Consider the following 12,142-nt stretch of genomic DNA (forward strand, 5'->3'; position numbering starts at 1 on the left):
CGCCTGCGCCCATCTCCCGGGTGCGCGGTCGTCACCGGGTACGGTTGCTGGTCAAGGCTGAGAAATCCGCGCCATTGCAGGCCGCTCTGGCGAAATGGGTGGGGCAGGTCAGGCTGAAGGGCGATCTGCGCATCGCCGTGGACATCGATCCGCAGAGTTTCTACTGACGAAACTCTGCTCATGACATATCGGATAGTTGTCGTTTTTCCGGTGCAACGGTGCCGGATGTCTTCGAAGGATCGTCCGTTTCGGGATGCGGCGGCCCTGAGGCCGGATCAGCAATATGACCCGTTCCCGTCTGCCGCAGAACTTTATGCGCCGAGGCCGGTGCTTGCCCGATGCAGTCCCGCCGCGCCGGGATCCTTCCGGCGCTGATCCTGAAGTCGCTGAGCGATGGCACCCTCACCCATCCGACCCCGAAAGACCGGCATGCCCGGCCGGTCGCAGCCATGGCAACCATCACAGGGGAACCTCGCCCCTAAGTCACGCCGGGGTGAGCTGCGTAATCGTACCTCGCCAAAGGCCTGTAAAAGGCATAATCAGGTGTCATGGCCATATATGTCCCCCTTGCCGAGGCACGAACGCTGCCGCTCTGGCGCAGACCCGTTTCGCTGCTTTTTCTTATGGCTTTTGCCATGCCGGTCGCATTTTATACCTGGTTTGCGCTGCTCAATAACTTCGTTGAGGAAGTCGCGGGCTTTGACGGCGCGGATATTGGTCTGTTGCATACGATCCGCGAGATCCCGGGCTTTCTGGCCGTTGGCGTCATCGCGGTCATTATCTTTGTGCGCGAGCAGGTGCTGGGGCTCGCGTCGCTTGTGCTTCTGGGGCTTGCCACAGCCGTTACCGCGCAGTTTCCGCAGCTTACGGGCATCCTGATGCTGACTTTCATCAGCTCGGTGGGTTTTCACTATTTCGAAACGGTCAACCAGTCGCTGCAACTGCAGTGGCTGCCCAAAGACCGCGCACCGCAGATCCTGGGCTGGCTGCTGGCCACGGGGTCGGCCGCGACATTCATCGTCTATTTCATTATCATGATCCTCTGGGAGCCGTTGGGGCTGACCTATAACATTGTCTTTATGGCGGGGGGCGGCGTCACGGCGGCAATTGCCGTTTTCGCCATGGTGGCCTATCCGCAGTTTGAAGCGCCGCACCCGCAGATCAAGCGGATGATTTTGCGCCGCCGCTACTGGCTCTATTATGCGCTGCAGTTCATGTCGGGTGCGCGCCGTCAGATATTCATGGTCTTTGCAGGCTTTATGATGGTCGAAAAGTTCGGCTTTCAGGTGCATGAGGTTGCGGGGCTTTATCTGATCAACCTGGTGATCAATATGGCCGTGGCTCCGTTTCTGGGAAAAATCGTTGCACGCTTCGGCGAACGTAATGCTCTGGTCTTTGAATATGCGGGTCTCGTCTGCGTCTTTCTGGCCTATGGTGGCGTCTATTTCTTTGACTGGGGGTTTCAGGTCGCGGCAGCCTTGTATGTGATCGACCACATGTTTTTTGGTCTGGCCCTGGCGCTGAAAACCTATTTCCAGAAGATCGGCGATCCCGGCGACATCGCGCCCACCGCTGCAGTGGCTTTCACGATCAACCATATTGCAGCCGTCTTTCTGCCGGTGCTGCTTGGTCTCTTGTGGCTGGTCTCGCCGGGGGCTGTTTTCTTCCTGGCTGCCGGGATGGCCGCGGTCTCTCTGACGCTTGCCACGCTGATCCCGCGCCATCCTCAGAAGGGAAATGAGACGGTTTTTGCCCGTCTGGCACCAGCGCCCGCAGAATGAGCGAAGGGCGGTTTCTGACCGGCTCCACAATGGGGCATGTCGTGCGCATGACGGCCACGGGTGCTTTCGGCATTACTTTTGTGTTTCTGGTGGATGCGGCGAACCTCTTCTGGATCGCGCAGCTTGGCGATGCGCAGCTGGTGGCGGCCATCGGATTTGCCTTTGCCATTCAGTTTTTCTCGGTGTCCTCAGGCGTCGGGCTGATGATCGCCTCAACGGCGATGATCTCGCGCAGCATCGGGGCAGGCCGGCGCGATCTGGCCCGGGAACAGGCCGGGGCAGCCGTAATTATTGCCACGACAATACAGGCGGGTGTCGCGCTTCTGATTGTTCTCTTCCGGCACGACCTGGTGGCAATGGCAGGTGCCACAGGCGAGACCGCGGCTCTGGCTGCGCGCTATCTGGCGATCACCATTCCCTCGCTTGTGCTGATGGCCGTGGGGCTGATCTGTTCGGGGGCGCTGCGCGCGGAAGGTCTTGGTGCCCAGGCCATGTACATCACGCTGATCTCGGGCTTTTTGCTGATGCTCACCGATCCGGTGCTGATCGTCTGGCTGGGCTGGGGGCTGGATGGCGCAGCCATTGGTCTGGTGCTCTTTCGGCTTGCGTTGCTCGGTATGGGTCTGTGGCTTGCCGCAGGACGGAACAATCTTATTGCACTGCCGGATCTGAGCGGGGTGCGCCGGGTGATGCCGGTGTATATGGCGATTGCCCTGCCGGCGATTGCCACGCAAATGGCGACACCTGCGGGTAACTATCTGCTCACTATCGTGATGGCGCCCTTCGGCGATGATGCCGTTGCCGCCTGGGCGGTTGTCGGGCGGATGACGGTCGTGGCCTTTGGCGGGATCTTTGCACTGGCCGGCGCGATCGGAGGGATCTTCGGACAGAACTATGGCGCGGGTCATCTGGACCGGCTGCGCAGCACCTACCGCGATGCGATCATCTTCTGCCTGCTCTATACCCTTGCGACCTGGGCGCTGCTGCTCATTGCCACGCCCTATGTGATCGAGGGGTTTGCGCTGAACGGTCAGGGCGCGGATATCGTGCGCGCCTTTACCCGGTTTGGTGTGGGCGCATTTGTTTTTCTCGGCGCGCTCTTTGTGTCGAATGCGGCGTTCAATGCGCTCGGGCGACCGCTGCGCTCGACCCTCGTAAACTGGATCAAGGAAGGCCTGCTGTCATTGCCCGCCGCGGCTTTTCTGGCGGGCTTTTTCGGTGCACCGGGGGTGATTTACGGCCAGGCGGCGGCCGGGGTGATTGTGGGCACGGTGTCCGCGATCTGGGGCTGGCGTTTTGTACTGTCTCTGCGGCCTGACACGCCGGTTGCGCTTGACGCCACGCCGCCACGGCCCTACCCGAACCCGGACCGCTACCGGAGACGCTGATGACCACCTTTACCGCTCTGACGACGCTGCCCGGAAAGACGCCTGCTGAAAATCTCGGTGAGGCGATGGAGAACCTGTCACCTGAACCCACCGGCGTCGGCGTGTTCGAGATGGAGGATGGCTCCGGGCTCTGGGAGGTCGGTGGCTATTTTACCGAACCGCCTGATGACACAGCACTGGCGCTTCTGGCCGCAGCATTCGGCGCGCAGCCATTTGTGGTTTCTGAAGTGCCCGAAACCGACTGGGTCGCGCATGTGCGTCGCGAACTGGCGCCGGTCTCGGCGGGTCGTTTTTTCGTCTATGGCAGCCATGATGCCGATAAAGTGCCGCCCGAAGCCGAGCCGCTGCTGATTGAGGCCGCCATGGCGTTCGGAACAGGGCATCACGGCACCACACTGGGCTGTCTGCGGGCGCTTGACCGGCTGGCAGGCGAGGGGTTTGTCGGACAGAACGTGGTGGATATCGGCTGCGGGACGGCCGTGCTGGCCATGGCTGCGGCGAGGATCTGGCCCGGGACGGTCCTTGCCAGCGATATCGACGAGGTGGCTGTGGATGTGGCGCGCACCAATGCCCGCGCCAATGGCCTCGAAGACCGCGTCCTTTGCGTGGAGGCCGCAGGCTTTGACGCGCCGGCTCTGAATGACGCCAGTCCGTTTGATCTGATCTTTGCGAATATCCTTAAAGGTCCGCTCATCGCACTGGCGCCCGACATGGCACGTCATCTGCAGCCCGGGGGATTCGCAATTTTATCCGGAATTTTAAACGAACAGGCCGATGAGGTGATCTCGGTCTATTCAGCAGCCGGGATCAATCTGGTGCACCGCGAGCAGATTGTTGACTGGACAACGTTAACACTTGCCACAATTGCCCGCTGAATGCCCCAATTCGGCCTCATTTGGCCATTCCTGCTTGTTTTCTGCCTGAATATTGACAATTTTAGTCTTAATCGGGTGGGGGCCTGATTACCAGGAGAGTGGGATGTCCGATACATACGCTCAGTTCGAAAAACGGATAAACAGTGTCGCCCGCAGGCACAAAGCGCTTGCCGCCGGGTACACGGCAGAGATTACCCATGACGGGCTGATCACGCTGACGCCAAAGCCATCACACGTTTATACACGACTTCAGATGCTGGCTGTGAGCATGGTCGCGTTCTTTGTCCTCAAAGCCACCGCAATTGCCATGATCGGTCAGGCCGGATACCAGGCCCGCATCGATGTGCTGGCTGCCGGAACATCCTTTGAACAGGTCGGCGCCTGGTTCCTGCAGCCCGGTGCGATTACGTCGACACTGGCACAGTTCCTGACAGTGTTAACCGGCTGATCCTTCAGTTTGCGAGTTTAGTAAGGTTGCCGGGTGTTCCGGCGGCTGGTTGTGTGACGGGTGTCTGCAGACACCCATGGTAGAAAAGCCGCCCGCTCCGGTCCGGAGGGGCGGCTTTTTCGTTTTACAGAGGCGTATCGCCCCCGAAGTCACAAAAATCAGCGGATCAGTGTGTTGTCTGCAACGCTTTCGATGTCTGAGCGGCTCAGACCGATATCGTCCAGCTCGCGGTCGGTCAGACCTGACAGAGCGTTGCGGGTGACGCGTGCGTCATTCCATGCAACCACGCCGGCAAAGGCGCTGGAGAAAAGGTTGAAGAAACGGCTGGCCAGAGTGGCGGAGCCGTAACGGGTGCGGGTGGTATCAAAAGTAGCCATAGTGCCGTCCTTTATCTGAAGTGTTGACCGGTCATGCCGGTGTGTGATGAAGGGCAGATAGGTCTTGCCTGAAATTTGAGCAAGATGCGAAAACGCATGTTGGATATGCAGTTTTTGCATAGGTCTGATTATACTTAACCGTAAGTAAAGAATGATAAAATCGGAATACGTCCTGATGTCGGAAACACTGCGCCTGATGACGGTTTTGAACCGAAACCAGCAATGCGGGCGCCCGGAGTACCCTGCGCGATGCAGAAAACGAACAGCTTGGCGGATGTTCGCCTTTCGTGCTAATGCATAAAAAACGAGATAATTCGGCAGGGCGGTGCAGATGGTGCGGGTGATCGGGATAGATCCGGGGCTGAGAAATCTCGGATGGGGCGTGATCGATGTCGCCGGCAGCCGCTTTCGCCATGTGGCCAACGGGATTTGCCGGTCAGAAGGTGAGGCGCTGGCGGACCGCCTTTTATCCCTGCACAGCCAGCTCACAGCGATCTTTCGCCAGTGGCTTCCCGAAGCGGCAGCCGTTGAGCAGACCTTTGTGAACAAGGACGGCGCGGGAACGCTGAAACTGGGGCAGGCGCGGGGCATTGCGATGCTGGTGCCGGCTCAGGCCGGGCTCAGTGTCGGGGAATACGCACCCAACCGGATCAAAAAGACCGTGGTTGGCGTGGGCCATGCCGACAAAAAGCAGGTGTTGCACATGGTGCAGATGCAGCTGCCGGGCGCGCAGATCGCGGGGCCGGATGCGGCCGACGCGCTGGCCATCGCAATCTGTCATGCGCATTATGGCGGGGGCGATATACCGGGCCGCATCCTGAAGGTGCGCGCATGATCGGGAAGATCTCCGGGCGTATCGAATATCGTGCCACAGACCATGTGCTCATTGATGTGCGCGGTATCGGATATCTGGTGTATTGCTCGGAGCGGACGCTTGCGGGGTTGCCCGGTGCGGGTGAAGCTGCCGCTCTTTATACCGATCTGCTGGTGCGGGAGGACGTGCTGCAGCTTTTCGGGTTCCCGACGCTGGTTGAAAAAGAATGGCACAGGTTGCTCACGTCGGTGCAGGGCGTGGGGGCAAAGGCGTCACTCGCCATTCTGGGCACGCTGGGGCCTGACGGCGTGAGCCGGGCGATTGCACTCGGCGACTGGAACGCAGTCAAAGCGGCAAAAGGCGTGGGTCCCAAGATCGCGCAGCGTGTGGTGCTCGATCTCAAAGACAAAGCACCCGGCGTGATGGCGATGGGCGGAACGCCGGCAGCCGCGGCAGATGCCTCACATGTGGACGTTATCGAGCCTGCGGGTGTGGCAGCACCGGCGCCCCGCATGGCGCCTGCGCAGTCATCGGCCCAGGCCGAGGCGCTGTCTGCGCTGGCCAATCTGGGATACACTCCCGGCGATGCGGCAGGTGCCGTGGCCCGGGCCGCAGGAGAGGCCCCTGAGGCGGATACACCGGCGCTCATTCGTGCGGCGCTGAAGCTTCTGGCACCGCAGAGCTGAAATGGTTGAGTTCAGATGAGCGATATTGATCCCACTGTGCGCCCTGATGCGCTGCCAGAAGACAGTGATCGTGCGCTGCGCCCGCAGATGCTGGAGGAGTTCGTGGGCCAGGCCGAAGCGCGGGCCAATCTGCGTGTGTTTATCCAGTCTGCCCGGCAGCGCGGCGAGGCAATGGATCACACGCTCTTTCACGGACCACCAGGTCTGGGCAAAACCACGCTGGCGCAGATCATGGCGCGCGAGCTTGGCGTGAATTTCCGCATGACCTCCGGGCCGGTACTGGCGCGCGCAGGAGATCTTGCCGCGATCCTGACCAATCTCGAGGCGCGCGACGTGCTCTTTATCGATGAGATCCACCGGCTGAATCCGGTGGTCGAGGAGGTGCTTTATCCTGCGCTGGAGGATTTCGAGCTTGATCTGGTCATCGGCGAGGGGCCTGCAGCGCGCACGGTGCGCATTGAGCTGCAGCCTTTCACGCTGGTCGGAGCAACCACGCGCATGGGGTTGCTGACCACACCGTTGCGCGACCGGTTCGGCATTCCCACACGTTTGCAGTTTTACACCGAAGATGAGTTGTTCATCATTGTGGAACGCAACGCCCGCAAACTTGGCGCACCTGCGGATGAGGGCGGGGCGCGCGAGATCGCCCGCCGGGCGCGCGGCACACCGCGGATTGCCGGGCGGCTTTTGCGCCGGGTCGTGGATTTCGCCGTGGTCGAAGGCGACGGGCGGGTCACCAGAGAGCTGGCTGATATGGCGCTGACCCGGCTCGGAGTGGATCAGCTGGGTCTCGACGGAGCGGACCGGCGCTATCTGACGCTGATAGCAGAGAACTACGCCGGCGGGCCCGTGGGCATTGAAACGCTCAGCGCGGCGCTGAGTGAAAGCCGCGATGCACTCGAAGAGGTCATTGAGCCGTTTTTGCTGCAGCAGGGGTTCATACAGCGGACACCGCGCGGGCGGCTGCTGGCGCAGAAGGCCTGGACACATCTGGGGATGGTCCCACCGGGGCCCGCGCCCGATCTCTTTGGCGGGCAGGGCTGATGCCGCGGGCGACAGATAACAGCGCCGGACGAGGACCTTAATGGACGCGGACGAAACAGCAGCACTTTTTACCCGCAGCGACGGCAGCTTTGCCTTTGCACGCTGGGGACGGCCTGTGGCACCGGTGATTTTCGGGGTGACAGATGAGACACTGGCGGTTGTGAAGGGCGCGCTGGAAGCCGTCATGGTGCTCAGCGGTCACCGGATGGCGGAGACGGACCCCGAGCTTGGCAGCAATATGATGGTGTTCTTTTTCTCCGATTGGGATGAGTTGCCTCAGGTGCCGGGGCTCGACCGCCTGGTCAACGATCTGGTTCCGCTGGTCGGCCGGCTGAAAGAGCAGGAGGCCAATCAGTACCGGGTCTTTCATTTCGACGGGCAGGGCGCCATTAAAGCCTGTTTTGTGTTTCTGCGGATGGACGAGCATCTCAGTGCAGTACCGGCGGAGACCCTGGCGCTCAGCCAGGTGGTGCAGTCGGTGCTTTTGTGGTCGGATCTGGCGTTCCGCGACCGCTCGCCGCTTGCCGTGTCCGGCGACAAGACCATTCTGCGCCCTGATATCGCCGCACTGATCCGGGCGGCCTATGATCCGGCACTCCCGCCTGCGGCATCCGATCCGGGCCTTGCGATGCGTCTGGCCGCCCGGGTGGGGCTTCTGCAGTGAGCGCGCCCGGGCCTCTGAGTTTTACCCTTGAATGGCAGGTGGCCCGGAACAGTCACGATCCTGACGGTGTTCCAACCCGTTACGCCGACAGTATCCGGCTTTGCCTGCGCAAGGCGCAAACGCTGGTGGAGCGTAAGCTGATTGAGGGTAAAAACGCACTGCACGAGCACCGGGGCGAGGTGCAACCGGCGCCGGCCTTCGGGGTGCGGGATGTTTTCGGAAGGGATCAGATGACTGTCACGCCCTGCCACAATCACCGCGATGTGCTTGCCGCGGAGACGCTTGATTTCAATGCGGCGGCGCTGGTCTGCCGCGCCGCCGCCCGGCACCGGGATATCTGAGCCGATGCATCGTTTTCCGATCCGCGTATATTACGAAGACACCGACATGGCGGGCATCGTCTATTACGCCAATTATCTGCGCTTCATCGAGCGGGCGCGCAGCGACTGGGTGCGCGAGGCGGGCATCGACCAGCTGACGATGAAGGCGCAGGGCGTGGTTTTTGCCGTGCGCAGGGTCGAGGCAGATTACCTGTTGCCTGCAGTTTTCGACGATCAGCTGGAGGTGTATACCACCATCTCGCAGATGACGCCGGCGCGAATGATCATGGCGCAGAAAGTCTGGCGGGGCGACACCCTGCTTTTTCAGGCCGAAGTGACGATTGTCTGCATCGGAGCGGGTGGAAAACCAGCGCGTTTGCCAGCAGAACTCCGCTTACTGCCGGTCACGCGACCCACCTGACAGCATAGTGATAGCAATCTGTCTTGCAGTGGGGTAGGGTCCTGAGACAATGGAGCCGGCAAACCGGCCCACGGCGGTATTGAGCAAAGAGCAGGCATATGGAAGCAGAGACGCTGGCACTGGCGCATGAGATTGATTTCTCATTTTTCGGGCTGTTCGCCCGTGCGACCCTCATCGTAAAAATCGTGATGATCATGCTGATCGTGGCCTCCTTCTGGTCCTGGTCAATCATTGTCATCAAGCTGATCCAGTACCGGCGCGCCCGCGCCGAGGCTGCGGTTTTCGATCAGGCCTTCTGGTCGGGAGAACCGCTGGATTCGCTCTTTGAGCAGACCGGGCCTGCGCCCTCGGGCAGCGCGGAGAAGATATTCGCCGCCGGCATGACCGAATGGCAGCGCTCGCACCGCGATGACGGCGGGCTGATTGCCGGGGCCACCGCGCGCATCGACCGCTCGATGGATGTGGCAATCAACAAAGAGGCAGAATATCTTCGCAACGGGCTGACTGTGCTGGCAACCGTGGGTTCATCGGCACCCTTTATCGGGCTTTTCGGTACGGTGATCGGGATCATGAACGCCTTTATCGAGATTGCGGAGCAACAGAACACCAACCTTGCTGTTGTGGCGCCCGGCATTGCCGAAGCGCTGCTGGCCACCGGTCTGGGGCTTCTGGCCGCGATCCCGGCGGTGATTTTCTATAATAAGCTGAGTTCGGATGCCGATCAAATCCTGGGGGGGTACGAATCCTTTGCGGATGAGTTCGCCACCATCCTCAGCCGCCAGCTGGACAGCTGAGCGATGGGAGCCGGAGTCATGCAAAAGCAGGGCGGGGCCACCAAACGGCGCCGCCGGACCTCGCGCGCGCAGCCGATGGCAGAGATCAACGTCACGCCCTTTGTCGATGTGATGCTGGTGCTGCTCATTATCTTTATGGTGGCAGCACCCTTGCTGACCGTTGGTGTGCCAGTGGAGCTGCCGAAAACGGCGGCCGGAGCACTGCCCACGGATCAGGAAGAACCGCTGACGGTGACGATCCTGGCGGACGGCAGTATTCAGATCCAGACAACTGAGACCGCAGGCGATGAATTTATCCCCAAGCTACGGGCGATTGCAGCAGAGCGCACCTCTGACCGGGTGTTTTTGCGCGCGGACGGCTCCGTGCCGTATCTGCGGGTGATGGAGGTCATGGGCGCTCTGAATGCCGGCGGTTTCTCCAACATTGGTCTGGTGACCGATATCGGCGGGCCGACGCTTGACGGCGCCGACGCGTCCGGCGGTACGGGGCAGTAGGGCGCGGCGGTGCATACCGGCCATTACATATCGGGAGCCGGGCATCTGGTCCTGCTGGGCTGGCTGGCCTTTGGCGATGTGTTTTCGGCCGAACCTCTGCCCTTTGAGATGTCTGAGGTTTCCGTGATCTCGGGCGCCGAATATGCGGCAATGGTGGCGGCGGCGCAGTCGCCGCAATCGGTCACAGAAGTGGCCCAGCCGGCCAGCCCCGAGGTCACGCCGGATGCGCCGGAGGTGTCTTCAGCACCTGATGAGCAGACCGAGACCGCCCCTCCCGCCCCGGCTGAGACGCCGAGCGAAGAAACCCCTCCCGATGTCACCCAGATTACGCCGCCACCACCGCAGGCCGATGTGAGCGATCAGGCGCCTGAACTGCCACAGCCCCCGGCGGATGTGGCCGTCGATGTGCCGCAGATCAGCGATACCGCCGTGCCCGAAGCCGTGGACCGCGTGGCCCCCGAGGCTGTTACACAGCCCGACCCCGAAGCGACCCCCGACCCGGTGGAGCAGGAAGCGGTGGCTCAGGATGAGACAGGCGAACAGGAGCAGGAGCCGGCAGAGGCCACTGCCCCCGAGGCCGCCGCAACCGAGATCGTGACGGAGGCCGAAAAACCGGCCAGCACGCTGTCAACCAGCCCGCGTCCGCCTGCGCGGCCAAAGGCGCCGGCACCGCAGACAGTGGCGCAGCCTGCACCTGATGCGACACCGGCCCCGCCTGCCGAAACACCGGCGCCTGCTTCCGATGCTCTGAACGACGCGCTCGCGGAAGCACTGGAGACGCCGTCTTCTGCGCCGGCAGTGCCCAGTGGCCCTCCGCTGACAGCAGGTGAGAAAGAAACCCTGCGTGTGGCTGTATCAAACTGCTGGAATGTCGGATCACTTTCCACTGATGCGCTGCGGACAACAGTTGTGGTCACCGTATCCATGACGCAGGATGGGAAACCGGTGACGGGCTCGATTACGATGGCCTCAAGTTCCGGCGGGTCGGATACTGCCGCGCGTCAGGCCTTTGAGGCGGCACGCCGGGCGATCATCCGCTGCGGGGCGTCGGGTTTTGATCTGCCGGCTGATAAATACGGCCAGTGGCAGGAAATTGAAATGACGTTCAATCCTGAAAGGATGCGTGTCAAATGAGACTTCAGGCATTTTTTACCGGACTTGCGATGGCGTTGACGCTGGTTGCGGCTCCGCCGGTGCCCGCACAGGACGGCCCGCTGCGTATTGAGATCACCGAAGGGGTGATTGAGCCGCTGCCCTTTGCCCTGCCGGTCTTTGAAGCTGAAACCGCCGGAGCGGGAGACCTTGCCGCACAGATCAGCCAGGTGGTCTCTGCCGACCTCATCGGCACCGGGCTCTTTCGCGAAATCCCGGCCTCGGCGTTTATCAGCAATGTAAGCAGTTTTGCAGCACCGGTGCAGTATGCGGACTGGAAAGCGATCAACGCTCAGGCGCTGATCACCGGCGCGACTGCGGTCAACGGCGGACAACTGACTGTGAAGTTCCGGCTTTATGATGTTTTTTCAGGGGCCGAGATGGGTTCAGGTCTGCAGTTCTCCGGCACGACGGAGGGCTGGCGGCGCATGGCGCACAAAGTGGCGGATGCAGTTTACAGCCGGATCACCGGCGAGGGCGCTTATTTCGACAGCCGCGTGGCCTATGTGGCCGAAACCGGGCCCAAGGATGCCCGGCGCAAGCGGATCGGCATCATGGATTACGATGGTGCCAACGTGCAATATCTTACCGGCGACGACTCCATTGTGCTTGCGCCGCGGTTCTCGCCAGACGGGCGCAGCATCCTCTATACCAGCTATGAGACGGGATATCCGCGCATCTATCTGCTCGACGTAGCCTCGGTGCAGCGCCGGGCGCTGGAAAGCCAGGAAGGCACAATGAGTTTCGCGCCACGCTTTGCCCCGGACGGGCAGCGTATCGTCTTTTCGCTGAGCCAGGGCGGTAATACTGATATATATGCGCTCAACCTCAGCGGCGGCGCACCGGTGCGCCTGACCTCGGCGCCCTCGATCGAGACCGCGCC

16 protein-coding genes are annotated in these 12,142 nt (G+C 61.5%); 15 read left to right on the forward strand and 1 reads right to left on the reverse strand.

Going from position 1 to position 12,142, the window contains the following annotated elements:
- The 5 genes from Q0M35_RS13295 to Q0M35_RS13315 all read left to right on the forward strand — a co-directional run.
- Positions 1–167: hypothetical protein (locus Q0M35_RS13295; RefSeq protein WP_295316103.1), on the forward strand; the 167-nt coding region annotated here is incomplete at its 5' end.
- Between the two features lie 381 nt (positions 168–548).
- Positions 549–1,781, forward strand: a complete 1,233-nt coding sequence (locus Q0M35_RS13300; RefSeq protein WP_295316072.1) for an MFS transporter — start codon at positions 549–551, stop codon at positions 1,779–1,781.
- Entirely contained in the window at positions 1,778–3,169 is a 1,392-nt protein-coding gene (locus Q0M35_RS13305) for an MATE family efflux transporter (RefSeq protein ID WP_295316074.1), read from the forward strand. Before Q0M35_RS13300 ends, Q0M35_RS13305 begins: the two co-directional genes overlap by 4 nt.
- Complete coding sequence (locus tag Q0M35_RS13310; protein WP_295316076.1) at positions 3,169–4,044, forward strand: 50S ribosomal protein L11 methyltransferase; 876 nt, start codon at positions 3,169–3,171, stop codon at positions 4,042–4,044. The genes Q0M35_RS13305 and Q0M35_RS13310 overlap by 1 nt, the downstream gene beginning before the upstream one ends.
- A 103-nt stretch (positions 4,045–4,147) precedes the next feature.
- Complete coding sequence (locus Q0M35_RS13315) at positions 4,148–4,492, forward strand: hypothetical protein (RefSeq protein WP_295316078.1); 345 nt, start codon at positions 4,148–4,150, stop codon at positions 4,490–4,492.
- Between the two features lie 158 nt (positions 4,493–4,650).
- On the opposite strand, the gene Q0M35_RS13320 is transcribed toward Q0M35_RS13315, so the two are convergent.
- The gene (locus Q0M35_RS13320; protein ID WP_295316080.1) at positions 4,651–4,869 is read right to left on the reverse strand and encodes a DUF1127 domain-containing protein; all 219 of its coding nucleotides are present in this window, start codon (positions 4,867–4,869) and stop codon (positions 4,651–4,653) included.
- A gap of 331 nt (positions 4,870–5,200) precedes the next feature.
- On the opposite strand from Q0M35_RS13320, the gene ruvC reads away from it, so the two are divergent.
- From ruvC to tolB, 10 genes are all read left to right on the forward strand, one after another.
- Positions 5,201–5,704, forward strand: a complete 504-nt coding sequence (gene ruvC / locus Q0M35_RS13325) for a crossover junction endodeoxyribonuclease RuvC (protein WP_295316082.1) — start codon at positions 5,201–5,203, stop codon at positions 5,702–5,704.
- The gene (ruvA, locus tag Q0M35_RS13330) at positions 5,701–6,369 is read left to right on the forward strand and encodes a Holliday junction branch migration protein RuvA (protein WP_295316084.1); all 669 of its coding nucleotides are present in this window, start codon (positions 5,701–5,703) and stop codon (positions 6,367–6,369) included. The genes ruvC and ruvA overlap by 4 nt, the downstream gene beginning before the upstream one ends.
- 15 nt (positions 6,370–6,384) lie before the next feature.
- Positions 6,385–7,413, forward strand: coding sequence for a Holliday junction branch migration DNA helicase RuvB (gene ruvB / locus Q0M35_RS13335; RefSeq protein ID WP_295316086.1), 1,029 nt, complete (start codon positions 6,385–6,387; stop codon positions 7,411–7,413).
- A 40-nt stretch (positions 7,414–7,453) separates the two neighbouring features.
- Positions 7,454–8,077: a hypothetical protein gene (locus Q0M35_RS13340; protein WP_295316090.1), complete on the forward strand. Its 624-nt coding sequence runs from the start codon at positions 7,454–7,456 to the stop codon at positions 8,075–8,077.
- Positions 8,074–8,418 (forward strand): hypothetical protein, encoded by a 345-nt coding sequence (locus tag Q0M35_RS13345; RefSeq protein WP_295316092.1) that lies wholly within the window; start codon positions 8,074–8,076, stop codon positions 8,416–8,418. Before Q0M35_RS13340 ends, Q0M35_RS13345 begins: the two co-directional genes overlap by 4 nt.
- A 4-nt stretch (positions 8,419–8,422) precedes the next feature.
- Entirely contained in the window at positions 8,423–8,818 is a 396-nt protein-coding gene (gene ybgC, locus Q0M35_RS13350) for a tol-pal system-associated acyl-CoA thioesterase (RefSeq protein WP_295316095.1), read from the forward strand.
- 98 nt (positions 8,819–8,916) lie between these two features.
- Positions 8,917–9,612, forward strand: coding sequence for a protein TolQ (gene tolQ, locus Q0M35_RS13355; RefSeq protein WP_295316097.1), 696 nt, complete (start codon positions 8,917–8,919; stop codon positions 9,610–9,612).
- A gap of 3 nt (positions 9,613–9,615) precedes the next feature.
- Positions 9,616–10,107 (forward strand): protein TolR, encoded by a 492-nt coding sequence (gene tolR / locus Q0M35_RS13360; protein ID WP_295316099.1) that lies wholly within the window; start codon positions 9,616–9,618, stop codon positions 10,105–10,107.
- A gap of 9 nt (positions 10,108–10,116) precedes the next feature.
- Complete coding sequence (locus Q0M35_RS13365) at positions 10,117–11,241, forward strand: energy transducer TonB (RefSeq protein WP_295316101.1); 1,125 nt, start codon at positions 10,117–10,119, stop codon at positions 11,239–11,241.
- 29 nt (positions 11,242–11,270) lie between these two features.
- On the forward strand, positions 11,271–12,142 hold an 872-nt coding region (tolB, locus tag Q0M35_RS13370; protein ID WP_295316106.1), incomplete at its 3' end, for a Tol-Pal system protein TolB.

Source organism: Roseobacter sp., from assembly GCF_024639605.1.
Lineage (GTDB): Bacteria > Pseudomonadota > Alphaproteobacteria > Rhodobacterales > Rhodobacteraceae > Roseobacter.

Coding starts and splice junctions, on each gene's coding strand:
- Q0M35_RS13300 (WP_295316072.1), top strand. CDS start 549: ATGGCCATATATGTCCCCCTTGCCGAGGCACGAACGCTGCCGCTCTGG.
- Q0M35_RS13305 (WP_295316074.1), top strand. CDS start 1,778: ATGAGCGAAGGGCGGTTTCTGACCGGCTCCACAATGGGGCATGTCGTG.
- Q0M35_RS13310 (WP_295316076.1), top strand. CDS start 3,169: ATGACCACCTTTACCGCTCTGACGACGCTGCCCGGAAAGACGCCTGCT.
- Q0M35_RS13315 (WP_295316078.1), top strand. CDS start 4,148: ATGTCCGATACATACGCTCAGTTCGAAAAACGGATAAACAGTGTCGCC.
- Q0M35_RS13320 (WP_295316080.1), bottom strand. CDS start 4,869: ATGGCTACTTTTGATACCACCCGCACCCGTTACGGCTCCGCCACTCTG.
- ruvC (WP_295316082.1), top strand. CDS start 5,201: ATGGTGCGGGTGATCGGGATAGATCCGGGGCTGAGAAATCTCGGATGG.
- ruvA (WP_295316084.1), top strand. CDS start 5,701: ATGATCGGGAAGATCTCCGGGCGTATCGAATATCGTGCCACAGACCAT.
- ruvB (WP_295316086.1), top strand. CDS start 6,385: ATGAGCGATATTGATCCCACTGTGCGCCCTGATGCGCTGCCAGAAGAC.
- Q0M35_RS13340 (WP_295316090.1), top strand. CDS start 7,454: ATGGACGCGGACGAAACAGCAGCACTTTTTACCCGCAGCGACGGCAGC.
- ybgC (WP_295316095.1), top strand. CDS start 8,423: ATGCATCGTTTTCCGATCCGCGTATATTACGAAGACACCGACATGGCG.
- tolQ (WP_295316097.1), top strand. CDS start 8,917: ATGGAAGCAGAGACGCTGGCACTGGCGCATGAGATTGATTTCTCATTT.
- tolR (WP_295316099.1), top strand. CDS start 9,616: ATGGGAGCCGGAGTCATGCAAAAGCAGGGCGGGGCCACCAAACGGCGC.